The organism is Actinotalea endophytica (assembly GCF_025717005.1).
GTDB lineage: Bacteria > Actinomycetota > Actinomycetes > Actinomycetales > Cellulomonadaceae > Actinotalea.
This window is the reverse complement of record NZ_JAOVZU010000005.1, coordinates 332,368-347,360: the sequence shown is the minus strand read 5'-3', so window position 1 is coordinate 347,360 and position 14,993 is coordinate 332,368. Positions and strand designations below refer to the sequence as shown.

Annotated in this window: 15 protein-coding genes; 11 read left to right on the top strand and 4 right to left on the bottom strand. The window is 74.1% G+C overall.

Annotated features, from left to right (window positions below; genetic code table 11):
- Nucleotides 1-38: 38 nt before the first annotated feature.
- Nucleotides 39-992, bottom strand: a complete 954-nt coding sequence (locus OEB99_RS10905; RefSeq protein ID WP_263510076.1) for an aldo/keto reductase — start codon at nt 990-992, stop codon at nt 39-41.
- 99 nt (nt 993-1,091) lie between these two features.
- On the opposite strand from OEB99_RS10905, the gene OEB99_RS10900 reads away from it, so the two are divergent.
- Genes OEB99_RS10900 through mshC form a run of 3 tightly spaced genes read left to right on the top strand, consistent with a single transcriptional unit; the run spans nt 1,092 to nt 4,255 of the window.
- A complete protein-coding gene (locus OEB99_RS10900) occupies nt 1,092-1,964 on the top strand; it encodes an undecaprenyl-diphosphate phosphatase (RefSeq protein ID WP_263510074.1) in 873 nt (290 codons plus the stop codon).
- 47 nt (nt 1,965-2,011) lie between these two features.
- The gene (locus tag OEB99_RS10895; protein ID WP_263510073.1) at nt 2,012-2,992 is read left to right on the top strand and encodes a pirin family protein; all 981 of its coding nucleotides are present in this window, start codon (nt 2,012-2,014) and stop codon (nt 2,990-2,992) included.
- A gap of 9 nt (nt 2,993-3,001) precedes the next feature.
- The gene (gene mshC, locus OEB99_RS10890) at nt 3,002-4,255 is read left to right on the top strand and encodes a cysteine--1-D-myo-inosityl 2-amino-2-deoxy-alpha-D-glucopyranoside ligase (RefSeq protein WP_263510072.1); all 1,254 of its coding nucleotides are present in this window, start codon (nt 3,002-3,004) and stop codon (nt 4,253-4,255) included.
- Here mshC and OEB99_RS10885 read toward each other — a convergent pair whose 3' ends face one another.
- Together OEB99_RS10885 and OEB99_RS10880 are read right to left on the bottom strand one after the other, a co-directional pair.
- Complete coding sequence (locus OEB99_RS10885; protein ID WP_263510071.1) at nt 4,256-4,951, bottom strand: M50 family metallopeptidase; 696 nt, start codon at nt 4,949-4,951, stop codon at nt 4,256-4,258. It lies immediately after the preceding gene.
- 55 nt (nt 4,952-5,006) lie between these two features.
- The gene (locus OEB99_RS10880) at nt 5,007-5,867 is read right to left on the bottom strand and encodes a PAC2 family protein (RefSeq protein WP_263510070.1); all 861 of its coding nucleotides are present in this window, start codon (nt 5,865-5,867) and stop codon (nt 5,007-5,009) included.
- An 85-nt stretch (nt 5,868-5,952) separates the two neighbouring features.
- Between OEB99_RS10880 and OEB99_RS10875 the strand changes: the two genes are divergently transcribed.
- Nucleotides 5,953-6,645, top strand: a complete 693-nt coding sequence (locus OEB99_RS10875; RefSeq protein WP_263510069.1) for an HAD family hydrolase — start codon at nt 5,953-5,955, stop codon at nt 6,643-6,645.
- Nucleotides 6,646-6,649: 4 nt separating this feature from the next.
- Here the strand turns inward: OEB99_RS10875 and OEB99_RS10870 are convergent, their stop codons facing one another.
- Nucleotides 6,650-7,573, bottom strand: a complete 924-nt coding sequence (locus OEB99_RS10870; protein WP_411910687.1) for a RecB family exonuclease — start codon at nt 7,571-7,573, stop codon at nt 6,650-6,652.
- A 50-nt stretch (nt 7,574-7,623) separates the two neighbouring features.
- Between OEB99_RS10870 and OEB99_RS10865 the strand changes: the two genes are divergently transcribed.
- The 7 genes from OEB99_RS10865 (at nt 7,624) to prcA (ending at nt 14,991) form a co-directional block, all read left to right on the top strand.
- The gene (locus OEB99_RS10865) at nt 7,624-8,736 is read left to right on the top strand and encodes a site-2 protease family protein (RefSeq protein WP_263510068.1); all 1,113 of its coding nucleotides are present in this window, start codon (nt 7,624-7,626) and stop codon (nt 8,734-8,736) included.
- Nucleotides 8,737-8,791: 55 nt separating this feature from the next.
- Nucleotides 8,792-9,763, top strand: coding sequence for a tRNA (adenine-N1)-methyltransferase (locus OEB99_RS10860; RefSeq protein ID WP_263510067.1), 972 nt, complete (start codon nt 8,792-8,794; stop codon nt 9,761-9,763).
- 79 nt (nt 9,764-9,842) lie between these two features.
- Nucleotides 9,843-11,516, top strand: a complete 1,674-nt coding sequence (gene arc / locus OEB99_RS10855) for a proteasome ATPase (protein WP_263510066.1) — start codon at nt 9,843-9,845, stop codon at nt 11,514-11,516.
- 105 nt (nt 11,517-11,621) lie between these two features.
- A complete protein-coding gene (gene dop, locus OEB99_RS10850) occupies nt 11,622-13,190 on the top strand; it encodes a depupylase/deamidase Dop (RefSeq protein WP_411910688.1) in 1,569 nt (522 codons plus the stop codon).
- Nucleotides 13,191-13,261: 71 nt separating this feature from the next.
- Nucleotides 13,262-13,483, top strand: a complete 222-nt coding sequence (locus OEB99_RS10845; protein ID WP_263510065.1) for a ubiquitin-like protein Pup — start codon at nt 13,262-13,264, stop codon at nt 13,481-13,483.
- A 6-nt stretch (nt 13,484-13,489) separates the two neighbouring features.
- Nucleotides 13,490-14,302 carry a proteasome subunit beta gene (gene prcB / locus OEB99_RS10840; RefSeq protein WP_263510064.1) on the top strand — a complete coding sequence of 271 codons (813 nt, stop codon included), beginning with the start codon at nt 13,490-13,492 and terminating at the stop codon, nt 14,300-14,302.
- Nucleotides 14,299-14,991: a proteasome subunit alpha gene (gene prcA / locus OEB99_RS10835; RefSeq protein ID WP_263510063.1), complete on the top strand. Its 693-nt coding sequence runs from the start codon at nt 14,299-14,301 to the stop codon at nt 14,989-14,991. Before prcB ends, prcA begins: the two co-directional genes overlap by 4 nt.
- Nucleotides 14,992-14,993 lie beyond the last annotated feature (2 nt).

The window sequence follows — 14,993 nt, the reverse complement described above, 5'->3', positions numbered from 1 at the left end:
GGTGCGGACCGACCCGACCTGGACCGGCCCCCGCCCGGTTATCGGCGCTCGGGGTACCCCAGCGCCGGCGCACTGACCTCGTCCAGTGCGGTCACGATCTCCGGCGGCAGCACCAAGGACGACGCGAGCACCGGCCGCAGCTGGGCGGGTGTCCGCGCCCCGACGATCGCCGAGGCGATGTCCCGGGCGAGCACCCAGGCGAGCGCGACCTCGAGCGGCGCGCACCCGAGCCCGTCGGCGGCGGTGACCACCGCCTCGACCACCGGGGCCGCAGCGGAACCGAGGTAGGGCTCGACGAAGCCCGACAGGTGCGCGGAGGCGGCCCGCGAGTCGGCCGGGACGCTGCGGCGGTACTTGCCGGTCAGCACCCCACGGCCCAGCGGCGACCAGGCGAGCACGCCGGCGCCGATCTCACGCGCCGCGGCGAGGACCTCGCGCTCGACACCGCGCTGCAGCAGCGAGTACTCGACCTCGACGGCCGCGAGGCGCTGCGGCGCGAGCAGGTCCGCCACCCGCACGGTGCGCCACGCGGGGTGGTTCGCGAGGGCCACGTACCGAGCGCGGCCGGAGTCCAGGATGTGCTCGAGCGTCCGGGCGACCTCGTCCGCGGGGGTCACCGCGTCGGGCTGCTGGACGCAGAAGACGTCGACGTGGTCGGTGCGCAGCCGGGTGAGGGAAGCGTCGAGGGAGTCGAGCAGTGCCCGTCGTGAGGTGTCCGCGAGCGAGCCGGTCGCGGCCCGTCGGACGCCTGCCTTGGTGACGAGCACCAGGTCGTCGCGTTCGGCGACCTCACCGATCAGGGTTCCCAGCAGGAGCTCGGCGGCCCCGTCGCCGTACGAGGCCGCGGTGTCCACCAGCGAGCCGCCGGCCTCGACGAACGTCCCGAGCAGCTCCGCAGCCGTGTCGGCCTCCGTGTCGCGGCCCCAGGTCAGGGTGCCCAGACCGATCGCGGAGACCCGCAGCCCGGTGCGACCGAGCACTCGTTCGTCCATGCAGGCGAGGCTACGGGACCTCGGCTGCCGCGGCTGACGCGGCCCGCCGGGAGCCGAACGTGAGGCCGCTACCAGCCCCGGCCTGTACGGTGTGCCGCTGTGAGCTGGTGGGAAGCCGTCGTCCTTGGCCTGGTGCAGGGCCTGACCGAGTTCCTGCCGATCTCCTCCAGTGCGCACCTGCGCATCGTCGGAGAGCTGATCGGCAGCACCGACCCCGGGGCGGCGTTCACCGCGATCACCCAGATCGGGACCGAGACGGCGGTGCTGCTGTACTTCCGGCGCGACATCGCGCGGATCGTGGTGGCCTGGTGGCGTGCGCTCACCGGCGCGAACGGCTCGGACTGGCACTCGCGGTTCGGCGAGGGCGACCCGGACGCGCGGATGGCGTGGTGGATCGCCCTGGGCTCCGTGCCGATCGTCGTGCTCGGCCTGGCCTTCCAGGACACGATCACCTCCAGCTTCCGGAACCTGTACCTGATCGCGATCACGCTCGCCGTGTTCGGTCTGATCCTCGGCTGGGCGGACAAGGTCGGAGCCAAGCGCGAGACGCTCGACCGGATCGACGCCAAGCACGCGGTCGCGTTCGGCTTCGCCCAGGCGATGGCGCTCATCCCGGGCGTGTCGCGCTCGGGCGGCACGATCACCGCCGGTCTGCTGCTCGGCTACACGCGCGAGGCCGCGGCGCGCTACTCGTTCCTCCTGGCGATCCCCGCGGTGCTCGGCTCGGGCTTCGAGCAGCTGGTCACCAACATCGACCTGCTCGGCACGGCCGGGACGCCGAGCCTCGCCATGACCCTGCTCGCCGCGTTCATCGCGTTCGTGGTCGGCTACGTCGTCATCATCGGCTTCCTGAAGATCGTCTCGACGTACAGCTACCGGCCGTTCGTGATCTACCGGCTCGGGCTGTCCGTGGTCGTCCTGGCGCTGCTGGTGCTCGGCGTCCTGGACCCGTACGGCGGCGCGCTCGGCTGAGCGTCGCCCGGGGTGCGTGGCCCGGGCCGCCGGGTGACCATGTGGGCGTGAGCGACCCGGACCGCAACCCGACCGCCCTGGTGTGCGAACCCGGGCACCCCGACGGGCCGCCCGTCCAGGTCCTCGACCCCCGCGACGTCCCGCTCGGCGGCCCGCGTGCGATGACCGTCCGCCGCACCCTGCCGCATCGCGACCGGTCGTTCGTCGGTGCGTGGTGCTTCGTGGACCACTACGGACCCGACCCGGTGGCCGACACCGGGGGGATGGACGTCCCGCCGCACCCGCACGCGGGGCTGCAGACCCTCACCTGGCTGTTCGAGGGCCGGGTCGAGCACCACGACTCGGGCGGCGGCCACGTGGTGGTCGAGCCCGGCGAGGTCAACCTGATGACCGCGGGCCGCGGCATCGCACACTCCGAGGTCTCGACCGAGGACTCCGCCCGCCTGCACGGCGTTCAGCTGTGGGTGGTGCTCCCGGAGGCCGACCGGGAGCTCCCGCGGGACCTGCAGCACCACCGCGCCCGGTCGGTCGAGGTCGCCGAGGGCGTGCGTGCCCGGGTGCTGATCGGCGGGTTCGCGGGCGAGGCATCACCCGTGCGCACCCGCACGCAGCTGCTCGCCGTCGAGCTCGTCCTCGCCGCGGGAGCCCGGATCGACGTCCCCGTGCCGGCGGTGCACGAGCACGCGCTCCTGGTCGACGCCGGCGCGGTGCGCTGGCACGGCGCGGCGCTGGGCCCGGGTCAGCTCGGCGTGGTCGACGCCGGGCCCGAGCACATCGAGCTCACCGCCGAGCTGCCGTCGACGGTCCTGCTGCTCGGCGGGGAGCCGTACCCCGAGAGCATCGTGATGTGGTGGAACTTCATCGGTCGCGACCACGCGGAGGTCGCCGCGTTCCGGGCCGAGTGGCAGGCCGGCTCCGAGCGGTTCGGGGACGTCCCGGACTACCCGGGCCGGCTGAGTCGGCTCCCCGCGCCGATGCTGCCCTCCGGGACCCTGAGACCGCGCGGCCGGCACGGCCGCGGCCACTAGGCTGCCGCCGTGCAGACCTGGCCCGCTCCCGCTGTCCCGACACTGCCCGGACACGGGCCCGAGGTGCAGGTCCGGGGCCTCGACGGCCACCTCGTGCCGGCCGCCGCGGGTCCCGTGGCGGGGATGTACGTGTGCGGCATCACGCCGTACGACGCGACGCACCTCGGGCATGCGGCGACCGCCGTCGGCTTCGACCTGCTGCACCGCGCCTGGCTCGACCAGGGTCTCGAGGTGCGCTACGTCTCCAACGTCACGGACGTGGACGACCCGCTGCTCGAGCGGGCCGCCGAGCTCGGCGTCGAGTGGACGGACCTGGCCACCGAGCAGGCCGCGCTGTACGCCGAGGACATGACGGCCCTCGCCGTGCTGCCGCCGCACACCTATCTCGGGGCGGTGGAGGCGATCCCGCTGGTCATCGACGCGGTGGCCCGGCTGCTGGATCGCGGCGTCGCCTACCGCGTGCCGCTCGAGCCCGGCGCGGGTGGTGACCACCCGGAGCTCGGCGACGTGTACGCCGACGCGGTCGCCCAGGGCATCCACGGGCTGACCGGCATGTCGCACGAGGGCACGGTCGCGCTGTTCGGCGAGAACGGCGGGGACCCGGAGCGGCCGGGCAAGCGCGACCCGCTGGACCCCGCGCTGTGGCGCCGTGAGCGCCCGGGTGAGCCGTTCTGGTTCGCGGGGGACCTGGGGACCGGCCGGCCCGGGTGGCACATCGAGTGCACCGCGATCGCCGAGCAGGCGCTGGGCGATCACTTCGACGTGCAGGGCGGCGGTCGCGACCTGTGCTTCCCGCACCACGCGATGAGCACGGCGCACGCCCTCGCGCTGGGCGGTCACGGCCCGCGGGTGCAGATGCACACCGGGATGGTCGCGCTGTCGGGGGAGAAGATGAGCAAGTCGCGAGGCAACCTCGTGCTCGTCTCGGCGCTGCGCGAGCGGGGCGTGGACCCGATGGCGGTCCGGCTCGCGATCCTCGCCCACCACTACGCCTCGGACTGGGAATGGACCGACGACGTGCTCGATGCCGCGACCGCACGTCTGGACCGGTGGCGGGCCGCGGTGTCCGGCAATGGCGGTCCGGACGCCACCGAGCTGCTCGGCGAGCTGCGCGAGGCACTGGCCGACGACCTCGACACGCCGCGTGCGCTCGCCGCGATGGACAGCTGGGCGTCGGCCTCGCTGAGCATCGGCGGCGAGGTCGAGGGCGCCCCCGGCGTCGCCGCCCGCGCGGTCGACGCGCTGCTCGGGGTACGCCTGTAGTCAGGCCGCCGCGCCGACCAGGAGCACCGCACCCACCGCGGCAGCGGCGAGGCACACCGCGCCGAACACGCCGACCCACACCCACGCCGGCAGGTGCGTGAGGCGGGCCAGCGTGTCGGCGTCCGACGTGCGCGACCGTCGGCGGGTCCGCGCGAGCTCGATCACGGCGCGCGGCGCGCCGAGCAGGAAGAACCACGCGACCGCGTGCGCCCACGGCTGCGGGTCGAGGTACCAGGTGACCAGGCCGAGGACCACCCCGGCGACGAGCAGCGTCCACAGGCCGTAGAGGTTGCGGATCGCGACCAGCATCACCGCGACCAGGACCAGCAGCAGCCACAGCACCGCCGCGGCGTGCCCGCGGGACAGCAGCCAGGCCGCGCCGAGCCCGGCGAGCGCCGGCCCGACGTACCCGGCGAACGCGGTGGCCACCATCCCGGGGCCGCGGGCGGGGCCGACCGAGACGGTCAGGCCCGAGGTGTCGGCGTGCAGCCGGATGCCTGAGAGTCGTCGCCCGGTCAGCAGCGCGACGCCGGCGTGCGAGCCCTCGTGCACGATCGTCAGCAGATGGCGTGCGAGGAGCCACAGGCGCGGTGTCGCGAGGACCACGAGCACGGCCGCGGCGGTGGCGAGCACGACGGTGAGCGATGCGGGGTCGGAGGCGGCGGTCGCCCGGGCCCACAGCTCGGAGACGCTCACCGGGTACCGGTCCGGGCGTGCAGCACCGGGGTGAGGAGTGTCGTGCCCAGGACGGTCAGCCGTTCGGGTGGTCGCGACGGCGCAGGAACTTCTCGAACTCCCGCGCGATCGCCTCGCCGGTGGCCTCGGGGAGCTCGGCGGTGTCCTTCGCCTCCTCGAGCTGGGCCACGTACTCGGCGATCTCGGCGTCCTCGGCGGCGAGCTCGTCCACCCCGAGCTGCCAGGCGTCGGCGTCGTCGGGCAGCTCGCCGACGTCGACCGGCGCGCCGAGCAGCTCCTCGATCCGGGCGAGCAGTGCCAGCGTCGCCTTCGGCGACGGCGGGTGCGCCACGTAGTGCGGCACGGCGGCCCACAGCGAGACCGTGCGGATCCCGCGGCGCCGGGCCTCGTCACCGAGCACGCCGACGATGCCGGTCGGGCCCTCGTAGCTGTTCCGGTCCAGGTCGAGCTCCTCGCGCAGCATCGCGTCGTCGCTCGTCGCGGTGACCGGGATCGGCCGGGTGTGCGGCACGTCGGCGAGCAGTGCGCCGAGCGTGACGAGCGTGGTGACGCCGAGCCGCTCCGCGCTGTCCAGGAGCTCGCCGCAGTAGGTGCGCCAGCGCATCGACGGTTCGATGCCGTGCACCAGCACCACCTGGTCGCCGTCCCCGCTGCCCGGCCGGTCGGCGACCGCGACGGTCGTGGCGGGCCAGGTGATGTGCCGGGTGCCGTCGGCCTCGGTGCTCACGTGCGGACGGTTCACCTGGAAGTCGTGGTACTCCTCGGGGTCGAGCTCGTCGACCTGCTCGGCCTCCCAGGCGGTGTGCAGGTGCACCAGGGCCTGGGACGCGGCGGAGCCCGCGTCGTTCCACCCCTCGAAGGCGGCGAACATCACCGTGCCGCGCAGGGCGGGGTGCGGCGGTGGGACGTCGGTCATGCCCCCCAGCGTAGGCGGTGACCCCGCGGGCACCACGCGAGCCCGGCCCGGTGGGTCCTGAGTGGGCCGACCCTAGACTGACGCGGTGCTGGTGCCCGAGGTTCCCCTGCCCGCGGCCGTGCTGTGGGACATGGACGGCACGTTGATCGACACCGAGCCGCTGTGGTTCGCGGCCGAGGCGGCGTTGGCGGCCCGGCACGGCGTCGCGTGGGGACCGGAGCTCTCCGAGGGACTCGTCGGCATGCCGCTCGACGTGTACGGCGCCACGCTCGTCGAGCACGGGGTGGACCTGACGGTCGATCAGGTGGTCGCCGAGCTCGTCGCCGAGGTCCGCGGTGGTCTGGTCGACGGGGTGACCTGGCAGCCCGGGGTCCGTGACCTGCTCACCGGGCTCGCGGCCGCCGGTGTGCCGTGCGCGCTCGTCACGATGTCCTACCGGGAGCTCGCGGAGCCCGTGGTCGCCCAGGCCCCGCCGGGGGCGTTCCGCGTGGTGGTGGCGGGTCAGGACGTCGAGCAGGGCAAGCCGCACCCCGAGCCCTACCAGCGGGCCGCCGCGGCGCTGGGCGTCCCGATCGGGCGGTGCGTGGCGATCGAGGACTCACCGCCCGGCATCACCTCGGCCATGGCCGCGGGCGCACGCACACTGGGCGTGCCGCACATCGTGGACGTCACGCCTCGTCCCGGACTGAGCCGCGTGCCCTCGCTCGCCGAGGTCGACCTCGCGATGCTCGCGGCGATCGGCGCCGGGCAGGTGCTCGACCTGCTCGAGCCCGCCTGAGCCCTCACGCCTGCGGGCGCACCCCGACGGCGTGCTCGACCGCGTCGGCATCCAGCGGCGGCGGGGTGCCGCCGAACAACGGGCAGAGCGACTGGTGCGCGCACCAGTCGCACAGGGGCCCGCGACGTGGCTGGAACTCACCCCGCGTCGCGGCCTCGCGGATGCCGGACCAGATCGCCCGGACCTTCCGCTCGGTGCCGGCCAGCTCGGCGTCGTCCGGGACGTGGCGCAGCACGACGCCGTCGCCGAGGTACACGAGCTGCAGCATCGCCGGGACCTGGCCGCGGAGCCGGGAGAGCACGAGCGCGTAGAACTTCATCTGGAACAGCGCGCTCGCCTCGAAGCCCTCCCTCGGCGACCGCCCGGTCTTGTAGTCGACCACCCGCATCGCGCCGTTCGGGGCGACGTCGAGCCGGTCGACGATCCCGCGCAGCTCCCAGCCCTCCTCGGTGTCCAGGCGCACCGCCAGCTCTCGTTCGGCCGGTGCCAGGCGGTTCGGGTCCTCGAGCGTGAAGTAGGTGCGCAGCAGCGCGGTCGCGTTCTCGAACCACGCGTCGGTGCCCGCACCGTCGAGCACCTCGGCGACGCGGGGCTCGGCCTCGACCATCGCCTCCCACACCGGGGCGAGGAGCGCGGCCGCCGCCTCGAGGGTCCGCGCGCCGGCCGGCAGGTCGAACAGCTGCTCGAGCACGGCGTGCACCATCGTGCCGCGCACGGCCGCGGGGCTCGGCGGCTCGGGAACCCGGTCCACCACGCGCAGCCGGAACAGCAGCGGGCACTGCAGGTAGTCGGACGCACGGGACGGGGACAGACCCGGCAGCCGCGTCGTGGACTCCGGCGGCTGGACGTCTCCGGCCGCCGCAACGGCGTCGGCGACGACCTCGGCCGGGTCCGTGCGGGTGGGCGGCAGCACGTCGGGGGAGGTCACGCGGGCAGCGTACGACCTGCGTCCGACGCGCCACGCCCTAGGGTGGCCCGGTGGACGTGCGGGCATGGGGTCGCGGCTGGGTGGTCGGTCGCGTCACCGGCATCCCGGTGGTGCTCTCGCCGGGCTGGATGGTCGCCGCCGTCGCGCTCGTCGTGCTCGTGCTCCCGTACGCGTCCCAGGCCGTCGGACCCGACGGGACCGGCACGGCGTGGCTGCTCGCCACCGCCACGGTGGCGCTGCTGTTCGCCTCGACCTTCCTGCACGAGGTCGCCCACGCGCTGGTGGCACGGCGCCACGGCATGCACGTCGAGAAGATCGCCCTGACCCTGCTCGGCGGCCACACCGAGCTCGGCGGCCAGGCCCCGGGGCCCAAGGCCTCGGCACTCGTCGCGATCGCCGGCCCGGTGAGCAACCTGGCCATCGCCGCGTGCGCCTGGCTGCTGCGCCAGGCCCTGCCCGGGTACGGCGCCGTCGCGGCGCTCGTGCTCGCGGTCGCCGTCACGAACACGTTCGTCGGTGTGCTCAACCTGCTGCCGGGGCTCCCGCTGGACGGCGGCTTCGTGCTCGAGGCCACGGTGTGGGCGGCGACCGGTCGACGGGCAGCCGGGACGACGGCCGCCGCGTGGGTCGGGCGTGGCCTGGCGGTCGCGATGGCCGCGTGGGCGCTGTGGCCCGTGCTGACCGGCGCGCCCGACCTCACCCGCGCGCTGTGGGGCCTGCTCGTCGCATCGTTCGTCTGGTCCGGCGCCGGCCAGGCGCTCCAGGCGGCCGCGGTCGACACGGCGGTCCAGCGGCTCGTGCTCGCGGACCTCGCCCAGCCGGCCGTGGCGGTCGACGTGCGGGCCACGGTCGCCGACCTCGACACCGGACCGGCGGGTGTGCTGGCGGTCCTCGTGCACGCCGGCGCGGTGGTCGGTTTCGTCGACCCGGCCGCGGCCGGGAGCGTCCCCGCGCCGTTGCGGGCCGGCACGCCGCTCGAGGCCGTCGCGACGCCGTTGCCGCCCGAGGCCCAGGTGCCCGGAGCGCTGACCGGCCACGCCGCGGTCGAGGCGGTGCGGGCCGCGTCCCGGCGCTCGCCGGTGATGGTCGTGCTCGGGCCGGACGGTGGCGTGGCCGGGCTGCTGCGCACCGCGGACGTCGTGCGGGCCCTGCGCACCGGCTGACCCGAGGGCGGTCCGGCTGGACCGCAGGCCCGGCACCCCGGCAGACTCGGGCGCCGTGACCCACGTGACCGGCGCCGATGCGCGACGCGGACCGTTGCGCGCCGGTGAGCGCGTCCAGCTGACCGACCCGAAGGGGCGGTTGCACACGATCACGCTCGCCCCGGGAGCGACGTTCCACACCCACAAGGGCTACTTCCGGCACGACGAGCTGATCGGCGCGCCCGAGGGCAGCGTGGTGACCGCGACCGGTGGCGCCCAGTACCTGGCGCTGCGCCCGCTGCTGGCCGACTTCACCCTGTCCATGCCTCGGGGTGCGGCGGTGGTCTACCCGAAGGACGCCGGCCAGGTCGTGACGATGGGCGACATCTACCCGGGCGCGCGCGTCGTGGAGGCCGGCGTCGGGTCCGGTGCGCTGACGCTGAGCCTGCTGCGGGCGGTCGGCGACGGGGGCGCGCTGGAGTCGATCGAGCGTCGCGAGGACTTCGCCGCGATCGCGCGGGCCAACGTCGAGACCTACTTCGGCGGGCCGCACCCGGCCTGGCGGCTGACCGTCGGGGACCTCGCGCAGGTGCTCGCCGAGCGCGAGCCCGGCAGCGTCGACCGGGTCGTGCTCGACATGCTCGCGCCCTGGGAGAACGTCGACGCGGTGGCCCGTGCGCTGGCCCCCGGCGGCGTTCTGACCTGCTACGTCGCGACCACGACGCAGCTGTCCCGGCTCGCCGAGGACGTCCGCGCCGACGGCCGGTTCACCGAGCCGGCCGCGTGGGAGTCGATGGTGCGGACCTGGCACCTCGAGGGCCTTGCGGTGCGCCCCGACCACCGGATGATCGCGCACACCGGGTTCCTGCTCACCGCGCGGCGGATGGCCGAGGGTGTGGCACCGCCCGAGCGCACCCGGCGTCCGGCCAAGGGTTCCCGCCCGGCCGACGAGTGGAGCGCCGAGGACCTCGGCGAGCGGGCCGTCTCGGACAAGAAGGTCCGCAAGGTGCGCCGCGACCTCGGCGCGACCGATCCGGTCGAGGGCTGAGACCGAGCGGTGCGTCAGGCCCCCTGACACGCCCCGTTCACGAGAGGCACCTATCGTGGGAGGGTCGGAGGGAGGCACCATGACCGAGAGCCACGGTGAGAGCCACCGCCCCGTCGGGGCGAACCCGGACGACGCGGCGCGCCGCGCCGGGGACGCCGCACGTCAGGCTGCGGCGCTCGCGGCGAAGAACGAGCGGCTCGCCGAGGCCCTGAGGGCCGCCCGCGACCGGATCGTGGAGCTGCAGCGGCAGATCGACGACCTGGGCCGCCCGCCGGCCACGTTCGCCACCCTCGTGCGGCTGCGCGACGACGGCACCGCGGTCGTCTCGCAGTCCGGCCGCAAGCTGCACGTGCAGATCGGGCCCGGCGTGGACCTGTCCGAGCTGCGCTCCGGCCAGGAGGTCCGGCTCAACGAGGCGATGGTCGTCGTCGAGGCCGAACCCACCGAGGACGTCGGCGAGATCGTCACCGTCAAGGAGCTGATCGGCACCGACCGCGCGCTCGTGGTGGGCCGGGGCGACGAAGAACGGGTGGTGCGGCTGTCCGGCACGCTGCGCGATGTGCGGATCCGGGTCGGCGACGTGCTCACGGTCGACTCGCGGTCCGGCTTCGTGTTCGAGCTCGTGCCGCGTTCGGAGGTCGAGGAGCTGGTCCTCGAAGAGGTCCCGGACATCGACTACGAGGACATCGGCGGTCTGGGCGCCCAGATCGAGCAGATCCGCGACGCGGTCGAGCTGCCGTTCGCGCACCCCGAGCTGTTCCGCGAGCACGGCCTGCGCCCGCCCAAGGGCGTGCTGCTGTACGGCCCGCCCGGGTGCGGCAAGACGCTGATCGCCAAGGCGGTCGCGCGGTCGCTCGCCGAGACCAGGGGACGCACCCCGGACGGCCAGCCGGGCACCTCCTACTTCTTGAACGTCAAGGGCCCCGAGCTGCTCAACAAGTACGTGGGGGAGACCGAGCGGCACATCCGGCTGATCTTCGCCCGTGCCCGGGAGAAGGCGTCGCAGGGGTCGCCCGTGGTCGTGTTCTTCGACGAGATGGAGTCGCTGTTCCGTACCCGCGGCACCGGCATCTCGAGCGACGTGGAGACCACCATCGTGCCGCAGCTGCTCGCCGAGATCGACGGTGTGGAGCGGCTCGACAACGTCATCGTGATCGGCGCGTCCAACCGCGAGGACATGATCGACCCGGCGATCCTGCGGCCGGGCCGCCTCGACGTGAAGATCAAGATCGAGCGCCCCGACGCCGAGGCCGCCAAGGAGATCTTCGGCAAGTACCTCACCACGAACCTGCCGCTGCACCCCGACGACCTCACGGTGCACGGCGGCGACCGGGACGCGACCGTCGCGGGCATGGTCGAGGCGACCGTGGAGCGGATGTACGACGAGTCCGCCGACAACGAGTTCCTCGAGGTCACCTACGCCTCGGGCGACAAGGAGACCCTGTACTTCAAGGACTTCTCGTCCGGCGCCATGATCCAGAACGTCGTCGACCGCGCGAAGAAGACCGCGATCAAGGACTTCCTCGCCACCGGGCAGCGCGGCATCCGCGTCGAGCACCTGCTCGCGGCCTGCGTCGACGAGTTCAAGGAGAACGAGGACCTGCCGAACACGACCAACCCGGACGACTGGGCGCGGATCTCGGGCAAGAAGGGCGAGCGGATCGTGTTCATCCGCACGATCGTCCAGGGCAAGTCCGGCAAGGAGTCCGGCCGGACGATCGAGAACGTCAACCCGACCGGCCAGTACCTGTAGCGACGCGAACCCGGCGACCGCGCCGGAACCGGTCCCGACCACCACGCCCGGCAGGAGAGCCGCGGCGGCCGGCACTAGCCTGAGGCGGTGGGTGTGCGCCGGGTGATGGGGATCGAGACCGAGTACGGCGTGCTGCAGCCTGGGCGCCCGCAGGCCAACCCGATGCTGCTGTCGAGCCACGTGGTGAGCGTGTACGCCGCGGTCCACGCCGAGTCGCGCGCCCGCTGGGACTACGCGGACGAGGACCCGTTGGCCGATGCGCGGGGGTTCCGCCTGCGGCGGACGGCCGCCCACCCCTCGCAGCTGACCGACGACCCGTCCCGTCCGGCCCCGTCGGGCGACGACGCCGTCGCGCTCACCCCCGACCAGGTGGAGCGCCCGTTGGCCGAGGAGTTCGACGACCCCGGAGCCGCGACCAGCATCCTGTCCAACGGCGCGCGGCTGTACGTGGACCACGCGCACCCCGAGTACTCCTCGCCCGAGGTGACCACGCCACGCGACGCGGTGATCTGGGACAAGGCAGGTGAGCAGGTCATGCTCGCGGCGGCCCGGGCGTGCGCCGCGAGCCCGGCGCTCCCGGAGATCGTGCTGTACAAGAACAACGTCGACGGCAAGGGCGCGTCGTACGGCATGCACGAGAACTACCTGGTGGACCGCGCGGTGCCGTTCTCGGTGCTCGCGGCGGAGCTCATGCCGTTCCTGGTCACCCGGCAGGTGTACGCCGGAGCGGGCCGCGTCGGGATCGGGCAGTCCGGCCAGCTGCCGGGCTTCCAGCTGTCCCAGCGCGCCGACTACATCGAGGCGGAGATCGGCCTGGAGACGACCTTGCGCCGCCCGATCGTCAACACCCGCGACGAGCCGCACGCCGACCGCGTCCGCTGGCGTCGCCTGCACCTGATCCTCGGTGACGCGACGATGCTCGAGGTCGCGACCTGGCTCCGGCTGGGCACGACCTCGCTGGTGCTCTCGCTGATCGAGGACGCCGGTCCCGACGGAGTGCCCGCGCTCGACGAGCTCGCGCTCGCCGACCCGGTCGCCGCGGTGCACGCGATCAGCCACGACCCGACCCTGACGACCCGCGTCGAGCTCGTCGACGGTCGGTGGCTGACCGGGCTGGAGATCCAGCAGCACGTGCTCGCCGCCGTGCGCGCGCACGGCGTGGACACCGAGTCCGAGCCGGTCGTGGAGCGCTGGGCGTCGGTGCTCGACCGCCTGGCGCAGGACCCGGCGCTGTGCGCGCGTGAGGTCGAGTGGGTGGCCAAGCTGCGGGTGCTCGACGCGATGCGCCGTCGCGACCACCTCGCCTGGGACCACCCGCGGTTGGCGGCGATGGACATCCAGTGGTCCGACGTGCGCCCCGAACGTGGCCTCTACCACCGGCTCGTCGCCGCCGGCGCGGTCGAGCGGCTGGTCGACGACGCCGAGATCGAGCGGGCCGTGCACGAGCCGCCGGGGGACACCCGCGCGTACTTCCGCGGGACCGTGGTGCGCCGGTTCGCCGACCAGGTCCGGGCCGCCAGCTGGGACTCGGTCGTGCTCGACGTGCCGAGCCTGGCGACGCTGCAGCGGATCCCGCTGCGCGACCCGTGGCGCGGCACCGAGGCGCACGTCGGTGAGCTGCTCCGCTCCTGCAAGGACGCGTCCGCGCTCGTCGCGGCCCTGGCGACCGGTTGACCGGGCCGTCTCGCCCGGCGTCGTGACGCGACCGGCGACGCCCCGCACGCCTAGGATCGCACCGGGACCGCGTGACGGTTCGTCGGACGGACGGAGGTCAGCCCATGGCACAGGATCAGCAGCGCGCACGGCACGACGAGAACGAGCCGGACGAGCCCGAGGCTCCGCCGGTCCCCGCCGCGCCGCAGTCCCAGGACTCCGACGTCGACGCGTTGCTGGACGACATCGACGAGGTGCTCGAGTCCAACGCCGAGTCGTTCGTGCGTGGGTTCGTCCAGAAGGGCGGCGAGTGACGCTCGATGCCTGAGGCCGCGGGCCGTCTGCCACGGTCCTTCCTGACGCCGGGGAGCTCGTCGTTCGTCGAGTTCCTCGCCGCCCACGACCCGTCGCTGCTGCCCGGCGGCCGCCCGCTGCCGCCCGGCGAGGTGCCGCTCAGCCCGCACGGCACGACGATCGTCGCGCTGACCTACGAGGGCGGCGTCGTCATGGCCGGTGACCGGCGGGCCACGGCCGGGTCGATGATCGCGTCGCGGCAGATCGAGAAGGTGCACCCGGCCGACGACTACTCGGTGGTCGGCATCGCCGGGACGGCCGGTCTGGCCCTGGAGCTCGTCCGGCTGTTCCAGCTCGAGCTCGAGCACTACGAGAAGATCGAGGGCGCCCTGCTGTCGCTGGACGGCAAGGCGAACCGGCTGGCGACCATGGTGCGCAGCGGCCTCGGCCTGGCGATGCAGGGCCTCGCGGTGGTCCCGCTGTTCGGGGGCTACGACCTCGACCGCACGGTCGGGCGGATCTTCTCCTACGACGTGACCGGCGGCCGGTACGAGGAGACCGAGCACCACGCGGTCGGCTCCGGCTCGGTGTTCGCGCGCGGCTCGCTCAAGAAGCTGTGGCGGTCGCGGCTGTCCGAGGCGGATGCCGTCCAGGTCGCGGTGCACGCCCTGATCGACGCCGCGGACGACGACTCCGCCACGGGTGGGCCGGACCGCGCGCGGCGGATCTGGCCGACCGTCGCCGTCGTCGACGCGTCCGGGTACCGCGCGGTCGGGGACGACGAGCTGGCGGCCGTGGTCGACCGGGTCGAGGCGACCCGGGAGGGGGAGCGCGCATGAGCATGCCGTTCTACGTCGCGCCCGAGCAGCTGATGAAGGACCGGGCGGACTACGCGCGCAAGGGCATCGCACGCGGCCGGTCCGTGGTCGTCGTCGGCTACGACGAGGGCATCGCGTTCGCGACCGAGAACCCGTCGGCGGCGCTGCACAAGATCTCGGAGATCTACGACCGGATCGCCTTCGCGGCGGTCGGCAAGTACAACGAGTTCGAGAACCTCAGGGTCGCCGGCATCCGGTACGCCGACCTGCGCGGCTACTCCTACGACCGCTCGGACGTCAGCGCCCGCGCGTTGGCCAACGCCTACGCGCAGACCCTCGGCACGGTCTTCACCACGGAGTCCAAGCCGCTCGAGGTCGAGCTTGCGGTGGCCGAGGTCGGTGCGACGCCCGACGAGGACCAGATCTACCGGCTCTCCTACGACGGGTCGGTCACCGACGAGCGGCGGTTCGTCGTGATGGGCGGCCAGGCCGACAGGCTCGCCGAGGCGCTGGCCGAGCGGTGGCAGCCCGGCCTGGACCTCGGGTCGGCGGTCCGGCTCGCGGTCGACGTGCTCGCGAGCCAGCCGGACGAGCCGCCCCGCACCATCGACGCGGCCCAGCTCGAGGTCGCCGTGCTCGACCGGACCCGCCCGCGCCGGGCCTTCCGTCGACTGGCCGGCCCCGCGGTCGCCGACCTGCTGGCGGGCTGAGC

Bases quoted from the DNA above. Each gene is read 5' to 3' on its own strand.
- prcB (WP_263510064.1), top strand. From the start codon at position 13,490: ATGCCTGAGGCCGCGGGCCGTCTGCCACGGTCCTTCCTGACGCCGGGG.
- dop (WP_411910688.1), top strand. From the start codon at position 11,622: ATGGGGATCGAGACCGAGTACGGCGTGCTGCAGCCTGGGCGCCCGCAG.
- OEB99_RS10905 (WP_263510076.1), bottom strand. From the start codon at position 992: ATGGACGAACGAGTGCTCGGTCGCACCGGGCTGCGGGTCTCCGCGATC.
- prcA (WP_263510063.1), top strand. From the start codon at position 14,299: ATGAGCATGCCGTTCTACGTCGCGCCCGAGCAGCTGATGAAGGACCGG.
- OEB99_RS10880 (WP_263510070.1), bottom strand. From the start codon at position 5,867: ATGACCGACGTCCCACCGCCGCACCCCGCCCTGCGCGGCACGGTGATG.
- arc (WP_263510066.1), top strand. From the start codon at position 9,843: ATGACCGAGAGCCACGGTGAGAGCCACCGCCCCGTCGGGGCGAACCCG.